The sequence below is a fragment of the Streptomyces griseoaurantiacus genome (assembly GCF_036189845.1).
In the GTDB taxonomy this organism is placed as follows: domain Bacteria; phylum Actinomycetota; class Actinomycetes; order Streptomycetales; family Streptomycetaceae; genus Streptomyces; species Streptomyces griseoaurantiacus.
In genome coordinates this window covers 1959813-1978539 of the sequence record NZ_CP108326.1, presented here as the reverse complement: position 1 = coordinate 1978539, position 18727 = coordinate 1959813, and the positions used below count along the sequence as shown (strand labels likewise).

Genomic DNA, 18727 nt, shown 5'->3' with positions numbered 1-18727 from the left:
CGCGCTCCCCGGCGGTCAGTGGACGGGCGGCGGCGCGGCCAGGGCGACCAGCCGGGCGACGAGCTCGGTGAACGGGCTGTCGGCCGGCTCCTCCTTCACCATGGCGCGCAGCACGTCGCCCATCTCCTCGTCGTGCGCCGCGCCGACGGCCGCCAGCGCGGCGAAGTCGTGCACGAGCTGCACCTCCAGCTCACCGCGCGGGATGCGGCGACCCTCCAGCCAGATCAGCGCCGTCGACTCGACCAGCGAGATCCAGGACCGGACGACGAGTTCCAGCCGGGCCGGCGGGCTCTCGGTGCGCGCGTCGAAGCCCAGGTGCGACAGGATCTGGACATACGCGGCCTGGCGCACGGAGTCGACGAGCGCGTTCGTGCGGGAGGAGCCCACGGCCGGGCCGCCGCGCATCAGCGCGGAGAAACCGGGGCCGTGGTCCTCGACGAAATCGAAGAAGCGGCGCATCACGCGCAGCAGCCGGGCGCCCAGCGGGCCCTCGTGCGGTTCGGTGAAACGCCCGGCCAGATCCGCCGAGGCCCGCGTCAACGCGGCCTCGTACAGGCTGAGTTTGCCGGGGAAGTAGTGATAGACGAGTGGTCGTGAGATACCGGCGGCGGAGGCTATCTCGTCGATGGAGACCTCGTCGGGGGAGCGTCGGCTGAACAGTTCGAGGGCGACGCCGATCAACTGCTGCCGCCGCTCCTCTACACCCATCCTGCGGCGAGCCCCGGTTGTCATACGAACACTTTACCGATCACGTGGTCGATCGGATCCGGCCGGTCGCGTGGGCCGGTAGTAGGAGCGCGGCTCAGTGGCCGGTGCCCGAGGAGGACGTCCGGGGCTTCGCCGCCCCCTTGTCCTCGCGGGGGCGCCGGGTGAGGACGAGCGGCTCGGACTCGGTGATGGCGACCGTGTGCTCGGAATGGGCGGCGCGCGAGCCGTCCGCCGAGCGGATCGTCCAGCCGTCCGCGTCGAAGCGGATCTTGTCGGTGCCGGCGGTGAACCAGGGCTCGATCGCGAGGGTGAGCCCGGGGCGCAGCTTCCATCCGCGGCCGGGACGGCCCTGGTTGGGGATGTGCGGGTCCTCGTGCATCGTGCGGCCGATGCCGTGCCCGCCGAACTCCAGGTTCACCGGGTAGCCGTACTCGGCGGCGACCGCGCCGATGGCCGCCGAGACGTCCCCGAGCCGGTTGCCGGGCCGGGCCACCTCGATCGCGGCCTCCAGGGCGACCTCGGTGGCCTCGATGAGCCGCAGGTCCTCGGGCGCCGGAGTGCCGACGACGACGGAGAGCGCCGAGTCGGCGGACCAGCCGTCGATCGTCACGGCCATGTCCATGGTCAGCAGATCACCGTCACGCAGCTTGTACGGGTGCGGCAGCCCGTGCAGCACGGCGTCGTTGACCGAGAGGCACACCACGTTGCGGAACGGGCCCTTGCCGAACGAGGGGGCGTAGTCCCAGTAGCAGGACTCCGCGCCGCGCTCCTTGATCCGGCGGCGGGCGTGGTGCTCCAGGTCCAGCAGGTCGACCCCCACCGCGGCGAGCTCGCCCAGTTCGGCCAGCACCTCGCCGAGGAACCTCCCGGTGACGTGCATGCGTTCGATGTCTGCGGGCGTCTTGTGCTCGATCACTGCGTTCCTCGATTCCCGGGGCGGCTGCCGACAGGTATATTTATACCAGTCGGAGGGTGGTGCTCGGCCCACCGCGCGGGGTGCCGGACGGGTAGCATGGGCGCATGGTTCGCCACCCGCTCGCCCCCGAACAGATCGAGGCGGGCCGACGCCTCGGAGCCGCGCTGCGCCGCGCCCGGGCGGGACGCAACCCGGGCGAAGTCGCCCTCGAGGCGGGCATCTCGCCGGAGACCCTCCGCAAGATCGAGACCGGCCGGCTGCCGACCCCCGCCTTCGGGACCGTCGTACGGCTCAGCGAGGTGCTCGGCGTGCCCCTGTCCGACCTCGCCGAGGTCTGGCGCACCGACCCGGCCGCCGCGCTCAGCGAAGCCTCCTGACGCTCCCGCCGCGCGGCGGGTCCCGTCGGTACGACCGTGCGGCCCGTCGAGTGGTCGACGGGCCGCACGGGTGTGTTCGGGACGAGGGTCTCAGCGCAGGTGGTCCAGCGTCCTCCCGTCGCCCAGCGTCGCCGTGAGTTCGGGCTTCGCGTCCGGCTTCGCGGGCAGCGCCAGGGTGTGGCCCTCCACCTCACCCGTCACCGCACCGGTGGCCCGCATCGAGACGGCCCCGCGGTCCGCGGCCGCCAGCAGGTACCAGGCGCCGGCGTCCGACTTCCACAGCACGCCCGCCAGTACGTGCGGATCCTTCGGACCGCAGGCCGGGCTGTCCTGCCCCTTCGCGGTCACCGCCCCGTACGCGGAGGAGGGCGCCCGGAACTGTGCCAGCGCTCCGGCACCCCCGCCCCGCCAGGTCTCCGCCCGCGTGCACACCCACGCCCCCTCGCCGCTGCCGCCGGGCAGTGGCTGGCGCGCGTACTGCCAGGCGTTCACCGTCCGCACGCCCTGCCCGCGCTGCGAGGCCAGCGAGCAGGCGAACGGGGCCCAGGTGCGCAGCGCCGCCGCCCCGGCCGCCTCGCGCGGGGCCGCCGGACGGCCGACGGTCAGGTGCGCGGGGGTGAGTTCCCCGAGGTCCGTCAACAGCCGGGTCCCGCCCGAGCGGTCGGTGAGCTGCAGGACGTTCCAGGAGGTGCAGGACCCGGGCCGGGTGGCGGGACTGGCCAGCGGCGAGACGGTCCCGTCCGCCGTGCGGTGCAGGTCCATCACGCCGGCCGTCGGCTTCAGCAGGTCCCGCTCCCCGGCCCGCCCGATCCAGGGGGCCGTCAGATAGCGGACGTTGCCGTCGGCCCGGCCCAGCACCACCGCGGCGGCCTCCGCGCGACCGGCACCGTCGACCCGGGCGAAGTCCAGGGCGGCGCCCTCCGTGCCGGACACCGGCTCCGCGTAGCGCACGATGCGCAGCCCGTCGTACAGCAGGACCACCCGGGCGGCGTCGACCTCACCGGCGTACAGCAACTGCGGCGGACCGGCCGGGCCGCCCGAGGGCGTCCCCGGCGTCGCCGACACCTGCACCGACTCGCCCGGCCGCGCCCACACCGCCAGGGCCCGCCGCAGCAGCGCGGTGTCCCCGGCCCTGTCACCGCGCGCCGGCCACACGGAGAAGTCGGTGCGCGGCGAGGTCCTCCACGCCGTGGGCGCGACCCTCGTCAGCTTCCCGGGATCGAGGGCGGCCCGGGCGGAGGGATTCTGCGCGTACGCCGGGGCGGCGGCGCCGTCCGGGCCCCAGCCGCCGCCCGGCAGCACCAGCAGCGCCCCGCAGACGAGGGCGGCGGCCGCCGCGGCGAGCGCGGCACGGGTGTGCTGGCGGCGGCGCATCAGGTCGGTGGGACGGGCGTGCAGCGTGCAGGGGTCGAACTCGCGGGAGCCGAGCAGCAGTTCCTGCGCGGGGACGGCGGCCGCCTCGCGCAGTGCCCCGTCCGGGTCCGCGACGCCCGCCGCGGCCAGGACCTCGCGGAGGACCTCGTCGGGCAGCCGCTCCAGGCCGCGCAGGACGTACGCCGCGCGGGCCGGGGCGGACAGCGTGGACAGCGCCTGGTCCAGGGCGGCCTCGTCACCGCCGCCGGAGCGCGGGAACAGCCGCAGGCCGCGGACCTGGGGGAGCAGCGCCGGGAGCTGGGCCCGCCGGGGCCAGGCACGGAAGGTCAGGGGACGGGCGGCGTCCAGCGCGGTGCGGATCACCCGGGTGCGGACGAGCGCGTAACCGGGGTCGCCCTCGCGGCCCTTCGACTGGGCCGGGATCACGGCGGGCGGGGTGGGGGTGCGGCCGTGGGGGAGCGCGCGCTGGACGAGCGAATGTGCGGTCAGGACACGGCGGTTGCGGCCGAGGGTGGCCGGGAGGGTGAGGTACGCGAGGCGGGCGAGGCGGGGGTAGTGCTCGACGAGGGCGGCCTCGGCGGTGGTGACGTCGATGGCGGCGGGGCGGGGGGCGACATCCTGTGACTGCACGTTCAGCAGAACGAGCGAACGGCGGCGAGGTCACCGGGCTCGCGGCCCCGGACGTGCGGGCGGGTGCTCACACGCGCCCACGCGGCGGAGCCGCATGTCGGCACAGCCCCGCGCCCCTGTCAGGGGCGCGGGGGCGGCAGAGGCTACGTGAGCCGCCAGCCGGAGAAGGTCACCGTCCCGCGTGCCCCGCTCCCTCCGTCGGTGGCCGACATGAAGAGGCCGGCGTCCTGCACGGACCCGGCACCCGGCACGGTCACCGTCGCCACCGTCCGCCAGGAGGACCCCCCGTCCACCGAGAACTCCCCGCGGAAGGCGCCCCCGGCCCGGGTCAGCCGCAGCAGCACCGGCGCCGTCACCCCCGTCACCCGCTTGTAGGTGTCGAGCGTGCCGTCCCCGTCGGAGTCGTAGGACAGCACGACCCCGTTCGATGGCGTCACCGCCAGGTTGACGAAGCCGCCCGCGCCCGGCCGCGCGAGGGCGTCGCGGGCGATGATGCCGGCCCGCGCCCATGCCCCCGTGGGCGCCTGCGCGTCCACGCGCACCGTCACCGCCACCCCGTCCCGCAGCACGCCCTCGCGGTAGGCCGTGCCGAACTCGGCCGTGCCTTTCCAGAGGTCCGCCCCGCCCCCGTCGATCGCGAACCGCCCGTCGAGCTGCCCGAGGACGGCGCCGTTGTTCGTGTACGTACGCCATCCCTGTTCCAGCGGCCCCGCCTCGAAGAGCGTGCCCTCGAAGCGGGAGGTCACCCGGCGTTCCCCGCGCGGTCCGTAGGTCACGGCGAGGGAGTACGGCAGCGGCCGCAGGGGTTCCTCCAGCGGTGTGCCGGGGGCGTTCGCCCGCCACCGCACGGTGCCGCTCCCGGCCGCCGGGACGCCGGGGAGCGATCCGGCGCCCTCGGGTGCCGCGTCGAGGCCGGTGAGCGCGAAGTCGACGCGTCCGGTGCCGCGCAGCCCGTTGACGTTGCGGAAGACGGCCGTGACGCGGGCGTGGCCGCCGGGCGGGAAGGCCACCGGGTCGGCGCTCACCTCCAGTGCCCCCTGGTACGGGGCCCGGGCCAGCGCGTCCCGGACCCGGACGGCGGTCCGGTAGGCGTCGCCCACCGGCCGCAGGGGGTAGTCCTTGCGCTCCCGGGTCCAGGGTTCCTCGAACGCGAACCAGTCCACCGCCGCGGGCGCGGTCCCGGTGGCCAGCGCGTCCTCGCAGGCGTCCAGCCACTTCTGCCAGCGCGGCAGGTAGAAGTCGGAGAGCAGGCCGTGCCATTCGCGGTTGCCGTACTCGTGCAGGTTGCCCGCGTCGGAGGTGGCCCGGTCGCCCCAGACCGTCACCAGTGCCTTGGCGGTGCGCTCGAACTCGGCCCGCTCCCGCGGGTTCGTCGCCATGCGGCGCGCGTCCTCGATCCAGGGGCCGAGCAGGAAGGCGGGGTGCGTGCCGGTGATGTCCTCGGACAGCCGCATCAGCGTGAGCCACTGCGTGGCGAGCGCCTTGAACGTGGCGGCGTCCTCACGGTCGAAGGCGGCCCTGAGCTGCGTCAGGTACTGGCGGCTGCGGTGCGCGAGGGCCTGCCGGGCCACGTCGACCAGGTCGTAGCGGTAGGCCGCGCCGCCCCGTCGGTGCGCGGCCACCGCGAGGAGGCCGGAGAGGGCGGCGTCGAACCGGGCCGGGTCGTAGGTGAGGGCGGCGGGCGCGTACCGGGCGGCGCGGGTGGCGGCCAGGTCGGGGCGGGCGCAGAACAGGGAGTCGTGCGGGTCGCTGCGCTCGTTGGCGTGCTGCTGGTAGGCGGTGTCGTGGAGCGCCCGCCAGGCGCGGCGGGCCCCGGCGTCCCGGCCGCCGTAGCGGAAGTCGGCGTAGCCGGTGAACCACCGTGCGCGGTCGACCGGTTCGTCCGTCCAGGCGAGTTCGGAGAAGAGCTCGAAGGCGGCCGGGTCGCGGTCGGCGGCCTCCGGGAGGTAGGCGGTGCCGGCCAGCGCGCTGCCGGGCTTGTCGCGCCAGGCGAAGAACTTCTCCCGCCAGATGTGGGTGCGGGCGCCGAGCGTGGTGCGGCCGCCGAAGTTGGGGATGGTGCCGAAGGCGTAGGGGGTGCCGCCCCAGTCCTCCTCCCGGTCGGTGACGCTCGTGTAGCGGTCCGAGACGCCGTCGACGATCAGCATGCGCTTCTTGTCGACGGCGTCGAGGAGTTCGGGCAGCGGGTTGGCCTCCCAGCCGAGGATCACCCAGGTGGCACCCGGGCGGGCGGCGCGCAGCGCCTTCTCGACGCCGCGGGCCGCGTCCGGCACGGGGACGTCGCCGGCGGTGCCGCCCTCGTGCAGCAGGTCCATCTTGAAGTGGTCGGCCGGGCCGAAGACGTCCTCCTGGTGGCGGTAGAAGGAGGCGGCGACCTCGGCGAAGGCATCCGTGCGGGGGTCGAGCCAGGAGGGGCGGTCGAAGCCGTGCCACGTGCCCTGCGGGACGACGTGCGCGTCGCCGCCGCGGCGGTCCGCGAAGTCCTTCGGGACGTGCCCGTAGTAGCCGGGCAGCACCGGGCGCATGCCCAGCGCGCGCAGCCGGTCGGCGATCCGGCGGCCCAGCGCGGCTCGCCGGGCGATGAGTTCGGCGGACAGGGGGCCGCCGTAGCCGTACAGGTTCTGCAGCAGCCACCAGGGCTGGTGGGAGGGGGCCGGGAGCCAGGCGCGGGCCTCGGTGTCGCTGTAGCCGAAGTCCTGCAGGACCCGGTGGTAGACGGCCTCCATCCCGGCGATCACCATGACCTGGTTGCAGCCGTGCGCGGCGAGCAGGTCGATCTCGTGCTGCCAGTACGGCCAATCGGCGTAGGGGGCGGTGTAGCCGTCGTTGGTGTCGTTGAGCGCGAACCGGTGGGGGAGCGCGGTGGACCGCTCCAGCGGCCGGGCGGGCGCGGGCAGCCGGCGCGGCAGGTCGAGGGTGCCGCCGTTCCAGGCCAGATGGGCCCCGCAGACGTACTTCAGGTACCAGTGCGCCCCGTGGAGCAGCACCGCGGGGGAGGTTCCGGCCACCTCCACGCGCCCGGTGGTGCCGGTGACCCGGAAGCGCTCGCGGCCGCCCGAGGGGCGCAGGGGGGTCAGACGGAACTGTCCGGCGTGATCGGGCAGCAGCCGATTGAGCGCGGAGCGCGCGGGAGCCGTATCGAAGGCGGGGCCCTCGCCGGGGCTCCCGGCGGCGTGGGCCGGAACCGTCGTACCCACAGCGGTTCCGAGGCCGATGGCACCGGCCGTGCCCAGCACCGTACGTCGCGACGGAAGGTTCGATGAGTCCATCCGGGTGCCCCCTGTGTCGACAGGTGCGGCACGCTAATGGGACGGCCGTCCGGGCTCAACGGTGCGCACGGAGCTGGCGAGTTCACGTCGGCCGAAGAGACCGGAGGTACGCATGAGGTTGACAACAGCGAGACTCGCGACGGGCGCGGCCGTGGCCCTGCTGGCGCTGACCGCCTGCGGGGCGGGCAAGGACGGGACCGCGGCGGCGAAGATACCCGCCACGAAGACCGGAAGCCTGGAGGAGATCGCCGCCGACGCGCACTGCACGCCGGACATCCAGACCGACGCGGACGAGATCCGCCAGGCCGTCTGCAAGAACGAGGACGGCAAGTTCATCCTGGCCACCTTCGCCACCGACCGCGGACAGCGCGAGTGGATCAACGAGGCCAAGGACTACGGCGGCTTCTACCTCGTCGGGGCGAAGTGGATCGCCATCGGCGACCAGAAGCTGGTGCGGACGCTCCGCGGCACGCTCGGCGGCTCCCTGGAGGTGGGCACCAGCCACGCGGCGCACGCGGACCACGAGGGCTGAGCGAACGGCCCGGCCGGGGTGCCGGCCGGGCCGGGGTGTCCCGCTCGGAATACAGGCGAAAAGCCGGCGGTGGAATTCCACCGCCGGCTTTCCCGTGGGGGGGGTGAATCAGCGGATCACTAGCACTTCCGCCCGGTGTTGACGCAACTCACGACCTGGTTCATCAGGTTCTGGTCCATGACGCTGATGAAGTCGTCGTGGTCGTTGATCGGCTTGTGCAGCTGCTCGGGGAATCCGTCGACCGCGTAGGCGTTCTTCACCTGGCCGTTCGCGATGACCGGGGTCGGGACGCTGTAGACGAGGCGCATCGTGAGCTGGGGGATGGCCTTGAACCCGCCCGCGCAGTTGCCGTTCGCGTCCGCGAAGGCGACGTGCGAGCGGTGGTTGGCGCTGTCGGTGTTCTGGCCGTCCCAGCAGCTCTGGAAGGCGAACGAGCGGACCACGTCACTGCCCTTGGGGCAGATCGGGTACTTGTCGGTCAGCTGGACCTTGTCCTCGAAGCCGGTGCAGGAGAAGTGCGCGTTGGCGTTCGCCGTGCCGTTGGTGAAGGCCTTGGCGTCACCGGTGATGATGCGCAGGAACTTCGGCATCCCGACGACCTTGGAGGTGGGGCTGCCGACGTACTTGATCTCGGCCTGCTTGGCGGTGAGGATCTTGCCGACGTTGCCCTCCTTGCCGCCGCCGTCGTTGTTCTGGTCGAACTCCTGCGTGCCGTCCTGCACACGCATCACCGGCCAGTAGTACGAGGACTTGTCGCCCTTCTTGTCGCAGGACGTGCCGGCCGCGGCGAACGTGTCGTTGTTCGAGAAGGCGTTGACGTCCTGGTTGCCGACGTAGTCGTGGGTGTGGTGCGCGCCGTTGGTCACGCCGGGCGCCACGATCACGTTGTCGGTGTTGTAGTTCTTGTTCTGGTTCACCCCGCAGTTGACGGAGAACGTGCCGGTCGAGGCGCCCTTGGTGCTGTTCCGGCCCTTGCCGAACCGGCCGGCCTTGCGGGTGTTCGCCTTCTTCGAGACGTTCGGCCGGACCTTGGTGATGTCGACGAAGTCCGCGGCCACGGGGCCGTTGCCGGCCTGGCCGCCGTTGCCGCCCTGCTGACCGCCGCCGTTCTGGTCCTGACCGCCGCCGGCCTGGCCGCCGTTCTGGCCCTGACCGCCGTTCTGGTTCTGGTCGCCGTTCTGACCGCCGTTCTGGCCGCCCCCGTTGCCGCCCGCGTTGGTCTGGCCGGCGGGCGTTCCGGTGCAGGGGGCCAGGGCGTCCAGTCCGTCGGGCGCGGTGGCGCCGACCCGCTTGAAGTCGATCCTGATGCGCTCGAGCGCCGCGGACCGCTTCTCCTTCAGCGGGCCGAAGATCGCGTTCTGCGCGAAGTTGGCGTCGTTCTGCTGTGCCCGGCGCGTGGCGGCCAGGCGTGCGTACGCCTCGGTGATCTGCTTGTCGAGGTTCGCCAGCTCCTTGTCGACGTTGGCCTTCGCCCCGCCCGGCACGTCGGTCAGCTTCTGGCCGACGTCCGGGCAGGAGATCGTGGCCATCTGTGCTCCGGCGGCCTTGGTCCGGTTCTGGCCCGAGTTCTCCTCGTGCGCAGAAGCATAGAAGTTCGCCCAGATCAGCCCGCCCCCACCGAGCGCTAGGGCCGCCGATGCGGCTATGGCCTTGGTGGCCAGCGACGAGCGGCGTTTTCTTGTGTTGCGTCCCATGGAACTCCTCTGACTTCCTTGGCGGGGCGGAGGCGCCCGACAGGAGTGAAGCGGCTCCATTCCATACGCGAGGGACTCGTGGGGCGTTCAGAGGCACGGGAAAAAACTTGCCGCACATTCTTGAAGGGCGTTCAAAGAAGGGCCGGTCGGGGATTGCCGGGAATTCCGTCCGGCCTGGTCACCGGTCAGTTTCCGGCGGTGCCCGGGGCGGTGCCCAGCACCTTCGCCTCGACCGCCGGATCCACCCCCACTCCCGGCCGGTCGGCCCGCAGGGGCGCGGGGCCGTCCAGGGTGCGCAGCCACGCCCAGGTGTCGGCGACCGTCTCCTCCGCCGGCCGGTGCCGCAGCCCCTCGCGCACCGCGCGGGAGACGTCCATGCCGTAGACGGCGGTCTCCAGTTCGGTGCCCCGGGGCACCCACACGGGGAGCTGCGTCCAGGGTTCGATCCCGGCGGCCAGGATGGTGGCGGGCGGGGTCCAGCGCAGCCGGGCCGCGCCGCCGGTCACCCGGACGCAGGCGTCCAGCAGTTCGCCCATCGTGGCCCGGCCGGGCGTCCCCGCGACGTTGTACGGGCCGCTCGACCCCCGCTCGACGGCCGAGAGCACCCATGCGGCGAGGTCCCGGGCGTCCACGTACCGCACCGCCAGCTCCCGCGGTCCGGGAGCGAGTACGTCCCCGCCCCGGGCGACGCGGTGCAGCCACCAGGGCAGCCGGCCGATGTTCTCGTGAGGGCCGAGGATCAGCCCGGCCCGCACCAGCAGCGCCCCGTCCGGGCCGAAGGACTCGACGGCCGCCAGCTCGCCGCCGCGCTTGTCCCGGGCGTAGTCCGTCCGCCCGGCGCCCGGGTCGGCGCCCGCCACGACCGGGGCCTCCTCGGTGAAGCCGTCCTGGCGCGGCCGGTCGTACACCGAGACGCTCGACACGTACGCGTAGCGGCCGGCCCGCCCGGCCAGCAGCCTCGCCGACTCCCGCACGGCGCGCGGCGCCGCCGACCAGGTGTCGACGACCGCGTCCCAGGTGCCCTCGGCCAGCGCGGCGAGCCCATCGGGAGCCGTGCGGTCACCGAGCAGCGAACGGGCGCCGCGCGGGACGGCGTTGCGGCCCCGGTGGAAGACGGTCACCTCCCAGCCCCGGCGCACGGCGTCCTCCACCACGGCCCTGCCCACGAAATCCGTTCCGCCCAGCATCAGCAGTCTCATGCCGAGGACTCTGCCCGCCGGGGCCGGGGGAGGGAACGCCGCTCTGCTGACAGAAGAGCGGCGCTTCGGTGCGCGGACGGTCAGGCCCCGGTCGGCGGGGTGTACTTGTACCCGACCCGGCGGACCGTCTGGATCGCCGCGCGGTGCTCGGCGCCCAGCTTGCGCCGCAGCCTGGCGACGTGGACGTCGACGGTGCGGCCGTCGCCCACGTGCCCGTAGCCCCACACGGTGGTGACGAGCTGGTCCCGCGTGTGCACCCGGTGCGGATGCGCGACGAGGTGCGCCAGCAGTTCGAACTCCAGGTAGGTCAGGTCCAGCCGGCGTCCGTCCACCTCGGCGGTGCGGCGCACCGGGTCGATGCGGACCAGCGGATCGCCGGACTCGGCTCCCCGCTCCGGGGCGGGCGCCTCGGCGGTGACCTCGGCGGGGGCCGGGCGCTCCGGCCCGGCGGGCACCGCGGCGGGCGCGAACGGCGGCTGCTGCCCGGCCGGTACGAGGACCAGGTAGCCGACCATCGGCGGCCGGCCAGGCAGCGCCGGGAGGGCGTGCGGGGGAGCGGGCAGCCAGGTGGCGCCCGGCGGCAGGAAGTCGGCGATCTCGACCACCTCGTCCCGGTCGACGGCACGCAGCCGGTGGCGCGCGCCGCGGGCGGCCGGGCCGGTGACGGGAGAGGCGGAGGCGGTGGAGGCGGTGGACAGGGAACGGGTGGTCGCCATGAGACGTCAGCTCTTTCGCGCGAGGGGTTCGACGGAAGGCTCGACGGCCGCGGAGCGTGGAGGCGGGTGGCCCGGCTGCCGGGGCGTCGAGGAAACGCGTCTTGTCGCGCCGGCCGAAGACCGGGGTACGGCGTTAGAGGGCCGGCGCGTTCGTCGCGCGGCAACACACCCGGTCGAAGTCGTGGTGCTGACGGGAAGGCCAGAACGGCTCCAGGTCGTGGCGACCCGTCGCGGTGCGCTGCTGAATGCCGGCCATGCTCACATTGAAGCAGATGCCCGTCACCCGGGGGAGCCTCCTCTCACAGCGTGGACGCCCGGTGCGGACCCGGAACGGGCGGTGGGGCACGCGGAAGGGGCGCCCGCCGTCACGGCGGGCGCCCCTTCGCGTTCGGCGGGGGCCGGTCAGACCTGGCCGGCCTTCTCCAGCGCGGTGCAGCACGTGTCGACCAGCAGTCGCGTCACCGTGTACGGGTCGACGTTGGCGTTCGGGCGACGGTCCTCGATGTACCCCTTGCGGTCCTTCTCGACCTGCCAGGGGATGCGGACCGAGGCACCGCGGTCGGAGACACCGTAGGAGTACTCGTTCCACGGGGCCGTCTCGTGCAGACCGGTGAGGCGGTCGTCGATCCCGGCGCCGTAGTTCTTCACGTGGTCCATCGGCTTGGAGCCCTCGCCGAGCGACTCGCACGCCGTGATGATGGCGTCGTACCCCTCGCGCATGGCCTTCGTCGAGAAGTTGGTGTGCGCGCCCGCGCCGTTCCAGTCGCCCTTGACCGGCTTGGGGTCGAGGGTGGCGGAGACCTCGAAGTCCTCGGCGGTGCGGTAGAGCAGCCAGCGGGCCACCCAGAGCTGGTCGGAGACCTCCAGCGGGGCCAGCGGGCCGACCTGGAACTCCCACTGGCCGGGCATGACCTCGGCGTTGATGCCGGAGATGCCGAGGCCGGCCTTCAGGCAGTTCTCCAGGTGCGCCTCGACGACGTCACGGCCGAAGATCTCGTCCGAGCCGACGCCGCAGTAGTAGCCGCCCTGCGCGGCCGGGAAACCGCCCTCGGGGAAGCCGAGCGGGCGGGAGCCCTTGAAGAAGGTGTACTCCTGCTCGATGCCGAAGATCGGCTCCTGCGCGGCGAACCGCTCGGCGACCTCGGCCAGCGCGGCACGGGTGTTGGACTCGTGCGGCGTCATGTCGGTGTCGAGCACCTCGCACAGCACCAGGACGTTGTCACCGCCGCGGATCGGGTCGGGACAGACGAAGACCGGCTTGAGCACGCGGTCCGAGGCGTGGCCCTCGGCCTGGTTGGTGGAGGACCCGTCGAAGCCCCAGTACGGGAGGTCGGCGGCCGTGTCCCGCGTGTCCGAGGAAGCCATGATCTTGGTCTTGGAACGGAGCTTGGCGGTCGGCTCGGTGCCGTCGATCCAGATGTACTCAGCCTTGAAGGTCACGGGGCCACGTCCTTACGAAGTCCCGGCCGGGGCTTTGAGGGTGCCGCGCGGCCGGTGCGGGTGCGGGTGCGTCACGCGGCGCTGCGGCACTGGGGCGCCGCGTGGTGCTTCCAGCCTGTCAACAGGCGGTTTCCCGTCCATTGCCCATGTGTGAACCCCGTGTTACCCGCGGCGGCCGTGTGCGGAGTCACGGCCGCCGCGGGCGTATCGGGCCCGGGCCCCGTGCGGTCAGCCCACCTTCTCGATGAGCGCCCGGCGGATGAGGAACTTGCCGGGCTCCCGCACCTGTTCGAAGGCCGCGTTGTTCAGCAGGGCGCAACTCCCGGAGACCGAGGTGACCTCGACGGTGGTGGACTTGTCGTTGTCCAGGTTGGTCACCCGCAGCTTCGTACCGGCCGGGAACTGGTTGCTGGAGGCCGCGGGGGCGCCGTCCTCGCCGGACAGCGTGACGGTCGAGCCCTTGCAGACCTGCTCACCGGCGGCGGCCGCGTCCCCGCCGCCGGCGGCCCCGGCGGTTGCGCCCCCACCCTGGGCAGGGGGCTGGGACTGGGCAGGGGGCTGGGACTGAGCAGGTGGCCGCGACTGCGCCGGGGGGTCGGCGGGAGCGGCCGGGGAGCCCTGAGCCGACTCCCCGACCTCGCAGCCGGACGCCTCCTGCTTGCGCCTGATCTCGGCGAGGACCGCCTCGCGGTTCGCGATCCGCGCCTCCGACAGGGCGTCGGGGGCGGCCCGCTGATCGGCGATGAACTTCTCGTTGTTGCCGAGTGCGGTGGCCAGGCCCTGGCAGACGGTCGAGGTCGACGCGTTCTGCACGGACGCGGCGTTCGACGTGGCCGCGAGGGCGAAGGCCCCGCCGCCGGCCAGCGTCGCGGCACCGGCCAGCAGCGCGATCTTCTTCTTCGTGCCGAGCTTTCTCCTGCGCGACATGCGCGCCTCCTGGGAGGTAGGGGAGCGTACGCCGCTATGTACGAGATCCCGAACAGGAGCTACTCACCGGTCGCGTCCGTCACGTGAGTGACCTGCGCCACACTGCTCCGGCGGTACGGGGCCCGGATCAGCGGGAGAGCGCCTCGCGCACGGCGTCCTCGTCGCGGGCCACCACGGCGGTGCCGTCCTCGGCGGTGATGATCGGCCGCTGGATCAGCTTCGGGTGCTCCGCCAGGGCCCGCACCCAGCGGTCCCGGGACCCCGCCTCCCGGGGCCAGTCCTTGACGCCGAGTTCCCGGGCCTCCGCCTCACCGGTCCGCGTGATGTCCCACGGTTCGAGCCCGAGACGCCCGAGCACCCCGCGGATCTCGTCCTCGCTCGGCACGTCCTCCAGGTAGCGGCGGACGGTGTAGTCGGCGCCCTCGGCGTCGAGCAGGCTGAGCGCGCTGCGGCACTTGGAACACGCGGGATTGATCCAGATCTCCATGCGGCCCACGGTAGCGGGGCCCACGCGCGCCCCGGAGGCCCCACGCGCCCCGGAGGCCCCGAGCCACCCCCGTACCCCCCAACCCCCGTTCTGACCAGCAGTTTTGACGCCCTCTCACGCCCCGCGCTGTCAGTGCCGCGCAGTAGAATAGAAGCAGTGTTCGAGGCCGTCGCCGGAGGTTCCGGACGGTGTCCCGACCGCGACAGGAGGATGCCCGTGCCCGCTGCCACCCTCACGTCCACGCCGTTGCCCACCCAGTCGACCGCCGCCCGGCAGATCCCGCTGGACCTGCCGTACGCCCCCGTCACCAAGCGCCCGCTCCCGGCGGGCCGGCCCCGCGAGTGGTACGTCACCCACAACCGCCGGCTGAAGGCGATGCGTCTGGCGATCGCCCTGCTCGACTCCGGGATCTACGTCCCGAACCAGGCGCGCGACGAGGTCATCCGCCGCACGGCGGACCTGATCGGCGTCCACGCCCCGTCGGCCCGCACCTGCCACATGGTCCGAGCGCTGCTGCGCTACACGCGCTGATCGGTCTGCCCGCGCCGAACGGTCTCCCCGCGCTCCGCAAGGGGCCCGGGGAGGCCCCCGCACACCCCGCTCACAGCCCTGGCGCCCCCCACACCGGGAACCACCGTCCCAGGTCGTCCTCCATCCGCAGCTCCCCCGCCAGCAGTGACTTCACCCGCAGTTCCAGCGCCGTGTCCCGCCTCCCGCCCCCCAGGGGCGCGAACGGGTAGAACGTCCCCCGCTTGAACAGGTACACCAGCCCCAGCCGCCGCCCCGCGGTCCCGGCGGCCCCGTCCCCCGCCTCACGGAACCCGGCCACCGAGCACAGCAACTGCGGCCCGAAGCCGTTGGCCTCCATCGCGCTGTTGACCGCGTGCAGATCGTTGACCAGCGAGACCAGCTCACCCGGCCCACGCCGCGAGACCAGCCAGGAGTAGCCGTACTCGTCCCGCCGCAGCTCCACCCCCACGTCCCTCCGTTCCGCGTCCGCGTCCAGCAGCGCCCGCACCTCCCTGTGCGTCTGTTCGAACGCCGCCCCCTCGACCGTCGCGAAACACACGGCCCCTTCGCCCGTCGGAGTGAACCCGGCGCCCGCCTCCAGCGTCACCGCCGCCGAGGGCAGCCCGAAGAGCTGATCGAGGTCCGGCGCCACCGGTTTCGTCCGCCCGAGCAGGATGTCCCAGAGCCCCACGCCGCCTCAGTCCGCCCTTCCGGTCCCGCCGGTCCCGGCCTCGCCCAGCTCCGCCGAGATCCGCCCCAGCTGCTCCAGCCGCTGCTCCAGACTCGGATGGGTGGAGAACAGCCGGGCGAGCCCCGCGCCCTTGCCGAACGCGGGGGTGAAGTAGAACGCGTTGAACGCCTGCGCGGTGCGCAGGTCCTGGCTGGGGATGCGCGCGATGTCGCCGTCGACCTTCGTCAGCGCGGCGGCCAGCTCCGAGGGCCGCCCGGTGAGCAGCGCGGCGGCCCGGTCCGCGGCCAGCTCCCGGTAGCGGGAGAGCGCGCGGATGAGGACGAAGCTCAGCGCGTACACGGCCATCGAGACGCCCATCACGATGCCGAGCACGGCCAGCGTGTTCTGGTCCCGGCGGCCCCGCCCCCCGAACAACTGCGAGTAGAAGGCGAACCGTACGACGAGCCCGGCGAGGACCCCGAGGAAGGAGGCGACGGTGATCACGGCGACGTCCCTGTGCGCCACGTGCGAGAGCTCGTGTGCGAGGACGCCCTCCAGCTCCGCCGGTTCCAGCCTGCGCAGCAGCCCGGTGGTCACGCACACCACCGCGTGATCGGCGTTCCGCCCGGTCGCGAAGGCGTTCGGCATGTCCATGTTGGAGACGGCGACGAGCGGCTTCGGCATGTCGGCGACCGCGCACAGCCGGTCCACGACCCCGTGCAGCTCCGGATACTCCTCGCGCTCCACGATCTTCCCGTGCATCGCGTACAGCGCGATCCGGTCGGAGAACCAGTACTGCGCCCCGAGCACCGCCGCCGCGATCACGACGACCAGCACCAACGACTTCAGCAGGACGACGAGCGCCGCCACGAAGCCCACGTACAGCAGCCCGAGCAGGAACATGGTGACCGTCATCCGCACGGTCAGCCGCCGATCGCTCTGGAACCGGCTCCGCATTCCGCATCACCTCGCGGTACCTCGTCCTCGGGGACTCGTCCCGGTCTCCATTGTGCGCCCGGCCCCGCCCGCGCGGCCCATGCACGGCCCCCGAACGCCCCCAGGGACGGCAAAAGGCCTCCGGGGCCGCCGTCCACGAGGGACGACGGCCCCGGAGGCCGCGGAACGGGTGCGCGCACCCGCCCGGGGGTGCTCACACGTCGAAGTAGAGCTCGAACTCGTGCGGGTGCGGGCGGAGCTGCAGCGGGGCGATCTCGTTGGTGCGCTTGAAGTCGATCCACGTCTCGATCAGGTCGGACGTGAAGACGTCGCCCTGGAGGAGGAACTCGTGGTCGGCCTCGAGGCGGTCGAGGACGGCGCCGAGGGAGGTCGGGACCTGCGCGACGCCCGCGTGCTCCTCGGGGGCCAGCTCGTAGAGGTCCTTGTCGATCGGCTCGGCCGGCTCGATCTTGTTCTTGATGCCGTCCAGGCCCGCGAGGAGCAGCGCCGAGAAGGCGAGGTAGGGGTTGCCGGAGGAGTCCGGGGCGCGGAACTCGACGCGCTTGGCCTTGGCGTTGGAACCGGTGATCGGGATACGCATGGCCGCGGAGCGGTTGCGCTGCGAGTACACCAGGTTGACCGGGGCCTCGAAGCCCGGCACCAGGCGGTGGTACGAGTTCACCGTGGGGTTGGTGAAGGCCAGCAGCGAGGGGGCGTGCTTGAGGATGCCGCCGATGTAGTAGCGGGCGGTGTCCGACAGGCCCGCGTAACCGGCCTCGTCGTAGAACAGCGGGGAGCCGCCGGCCCAGAGCGAGGAGTGGATGTGCATGCCCGAGCCGTTGTCGCCGAAGATCGGCTTCGGCATGAAGGTCGCGGTCTTGCCGTTGCGCCAGGCCACGTTCTTCACGATGTACTTGAAGAGCTGGAGGTCGTCCGCGGCGGCGAGCAGCGTGTTGAACTTGTAGTTGATCTCGGCCTGGCCGGCGGTGCCCACCTCGTGGTGCTGGCGCTCCACCTTCAGACCGGAGCGCTCCAGCTCGAGGGAGATCTCGGCGCGCAGGTCGGCGAAGTGGTCGACCGGCGGGACCGGGAAGTAGCCGCCCTTGTAACGCACCTTGTAACCGCGGTTGTCCTCGACCGCACCGGTGTTCCAGGCGCCGGCCTCGGAGTCGATGTGGTAGAAGGACTCGTTCTCGGCGGTCCGGAAACGGACGCTGTCGAACACGTAGAACTCGGCCTCGGGGCCGAAGTACGCGGTGTCGGCGATGCCGGTGGAGGCGAGGTACGCCTCGGCCTTCTTGGCCACGTTCCGCGGGTCGCGGGAGTACTGCTCGCCCGTGATCGGGTCGTGGATGAAGAAGTTGATGTTGACCGTCTTGTCGCGGCGGAACGGGTCGACGCGCGCGGTGGACAGGTCGGCGCGGAGTGCCATGTCCGACTCGTGGATGGCCTGGAAGCCGCGGATCGAGGAGCCGTCGAACGCGAGCTCCTCGGCCGGGTCGAAGGCCTCGGCCGGGATCGTGAAGTGCTGCATCACACCCGGCAGGTCGCAGAAGCGGACATCGACGAACTTGACGTCCTCGTCCGCGATGAACTTCTTGGCCTCGTCGGCGTTCTGGAACATCCAGCTCCTCCTACTCCCGGCCGTTCCTTGCCGGGGTGGTAGTTCGTTCGTGCGGCCGGTGCGGTGGCACAACCGGTTTCGACCCTAGGGAGGGGTGATTTCTCTGGCGTGACCCATTTGTTTCGTCGAGGTTAACCAGCTCGTCCCCCATTGTGACGTGTGCCGGGCGTTCGCGTGCGGTGCGACGGGGGCCGTCCGCCCGCCCGAGGGGCCGCAGTACCGTGGACGCGTGGACAACAGGCAAGCAATCGGATCATGGCTGTCCGGGCCCCGTGCCGCCGCCGAAGAGGCCGGGGCGGACTTCGGTTACCGCGGGGAACAGCTGGGGCTGCCGGAGGAGGGACCGGGCTCGATCGCCCGGCCCGGACGGCGCCTCGGCGCCCTCGTCGTCGACTGGGCGCTGTGCCTGCTGATCGCATACGGCCTCATCACCGACGGCTACGAGCAGGCCACGAGCAACTGGACGCTGCTCGTCTTCCTGCTCCTCGGTGTGCTGACCGTGGGAACCCTCGGCTTCACCCCGGGCAAGCGGCTGTTCGGGCTGCGCGTGCTCGCGCTGGCGACCGGACGGGTCAGCCCGTGGCGCGCCGCGCTGCGGACCGTCCTGCTGTGCCTGGCGATCCCCGCCCTGGTCTGGGACCGCGACGGCCGCGGCCTCCACGACCGCCTGGCCGGCACGGTCGAGGTCCGCGCCTGAGGGCCGTCCCGCCAGGGATCG

General features: G+C 72.8%; 17 protein-coding genes. 4 read left to right on the top strand and 13 right to left on the bottom strand.

Annotation, left to right across the window (positions count from 1 at the left end; all coding sequences use genetic code 11):
- Positions 1-15 precede the first annotated feature (15 nt).
- The gene (locus OHB09_RS08915) at positions 16-732 is read right to left on the bottom strand and encodes a TetR/AcrR family transcriptional regulator (RefSeq protein ID WP_191852917.1); all 717 of its coding nucleotides are present in this window, start codon (positions 730-732) and stop codon (positions 16-18) included.
- 70 nt (positions 733-802) lie between these two features.
- Positions 803-1624, bottom strand: coding sequence for a type I methionyl aminopeptidase (map, locus tag OHB09_RS08910; protein ID WP_319350840.1), 822 nt, complete (start codon positions 1622-1624; stop codon positions 803-805).
- A 104-nt stretch (positions 1625-1728) separates the two neighbouring features.
- Here map and OHB09_RS08905 point away from each other — a divergent pair, with 104 nt between their 5' ends.
- On the top strand, positions 1729-2001 hold the full coding sequence (locus OHB09_RS08905; RefSeq protein ID WP_006137860.1) for a helix-turn-helix transcriptional regulator: 273 nt from the start codon (positions 1729-1731) through the stop codon (positions 1999-2001).
- A gap of 90 nt (positions 2002-2091) precedes the next feature.
- Here OHB09_RS08905 and OHB09_RS08900 read toward each other — a convergent pair whose 3' ends face one another.
- Entirely contained in the window at positions 2092-4005 is a 1914-nt protein-coding gene (locus OHB09_RS08900) for a hypothetical protein (RefSeq protein WP_328921808.1), read from the bottom strand.
- Between the two features lie 143 nt (positions 4006-4148).
- Entirely contained in the window at positions 4149-7274 is a 3126-nt protein-coding gene (locus OHB09_RS08895) for an alpha-N-acetylglucosaminidase (RefSeq protein ID WP_328921807.1), read from the bottom strand.
- A 112-nt stretch (positions 7275-7386) separates the two neighbouring features.
- Here OHB09_RS08895 and OHB09_RS08890 point away from each other — a divergent pair, with 112 nt between their 5' ends.
- Positions 7387-7806: a hypothetical protein gene (locus tag OHB09_RS08890; protein ID WP_006137865.1), complete on the top strand. Its 420-nt coding sequence runs from the start codon at positions 7387-7389 to the stop codon at positions 7804-7806.
- Positions 7807-7925: 119 nt separating this feature from the next.
- Here OHB09_RS08890 and OHB09_RS08885 read toward each other — a convergent pair whose 3' ends face one another.
- The 6 genes from OHB09_RS08885 to OHB09_RS08860 form a co-directional block, all read right to left on the bottom strand.
- Positions 7926-9500, bottom strand: a complete 1575-nt coding sequence (locus tag OHB09_RS08885) for a DUF1996 domain-containing protein (RefSeq protein ID WP_191852915.1) — start codon at positions 9498-9500, stop codon at positions 7926-7928.
- Positions 9501-9685: 185 nt separating this feature from the next.
- Positions 9686-10699, bottom strand: coding sequence for an NAD-dependent epimerase/dehydratase family protein (locus tag OHB09_RS08880; protein WP_252306823.1), 1014 nt, complete (start codon positions 10697-10699; stop codon positions 9686-9688).
- Positions 10700-10779: 80 nt separating this feature from the next.
- Positions 10780-11415, bottom strand: coding sequence for a winged helix-turn-helix domain-containing protein (locus tag OHB09_RS08875; protein WP_093596009.1), 636 nt, complete (start codon positions 11413-11415; stop codon positions 10780-10782).
- Between the two features lie 402 nt (positions 11416-11817).
- Entirely contained in the window at positions 11818-12855 is a 1038-nt protein-coding gene (gene glnII / locus OHB09_RS08870) for a glutamine synthetase (protein WP_319119552.1), read from the bottom strand.
- A gap of 228 nt (positions 12856-13083) precedes the next feature.
- Positions 13084-13782 (bottom strand): RlpA-like double-psi beta-barrel domain-containing protein, encoded by a 699-nt coding sequence (locus tag OHB09_RS08865; protein WP_191852913.1) that lies wholly within the window; start codon positions 13780-13782, stop codon positions 13084-13086.
- A 127-nt stretch (positions 13783-13909) separates the two neighbouring features.
- On the bottom strand, positions 13910-14269 hold the full coding sequence (locus tag OHB09_RS08860; protein ID WP_040893587.1) for an ArsC/Spx/MgsR family protein: 360 nt from the start codon (positions 14267-14269) through the stop codon (positions 13910-13912).
- Positions 14270-14485: 216 nt separating this feature from the next.
- Between OHB09_RS08860 and OHB09_RS08855 the strand changes: the two genes are divergently transcribed.
- On the top strand, positions 14486-14800 hold the full coding sequence (locus OHB09_RS08855) for a hypothetical protein (RefSeq protein WP_006137879.1): 315 nt from the start codon (positions 14486-14488) through the stop codon (positions 14798-14800).
- A gap of 70 nt (positions 14801-14870) precedes the next feature.
- Here the strand turns inward: OHB09_RS08855 and pspAB are convergent, their stop codons facing one another.
- From pspAB to glnA, 3 genes are all read right to left on the bottom strand, one after another.
- Positions 14871-15470, bottom strand: a complete 600-nt coding sequence (gene pspAB / locus OHB09_RS08850; RefSeq protein ID WP_319350835.1) for a PspA-associated protein PspAB — start codon at positions 15468-15470, stop codon at positions 14871-14873.
- A gap of 6 nt (positions 15471-15476) precedes the next feature.
- Positions 15477-16406, bottom strand: coding sequence for a zinc metalloprotease HtpX (gene htpX / locus OHB09_RS08845; RefSeq protein ID WP_006137883.1), 930 nt, complete (start codon positions 16404-16406; stop codon positions 15477-15479).
- 193 nt (positions 16407-16599) lie between these two features.
- Positions 16600-18009: a type I glutamate--ammonia ligase gene (gene glnA / locus OHB09_RS08840; protein WP_006137884.1), complete on the bottom strand. Its 1410-nt coding sequence runs from the start codon at positions 18007-18009 to the stop codon at positions 16600-16602.
- Between the two features lie 229 nt (positions 18010-18238).
- Between glnA and OHB09_RS08835 the strand changes: the two genes are divergently transcribed.
- Positions 18239-18706, top strand: coding sequence for an RDD family protein (locus tag OHB09_RS08835; protein WP_006137885.1), 468 nt, complete (start codon positions 18239-18241; stop codon positions 18704-18706).
- The last annotated feature ends 21 nt before the right edge of the window (positions 18707-18727 follow it).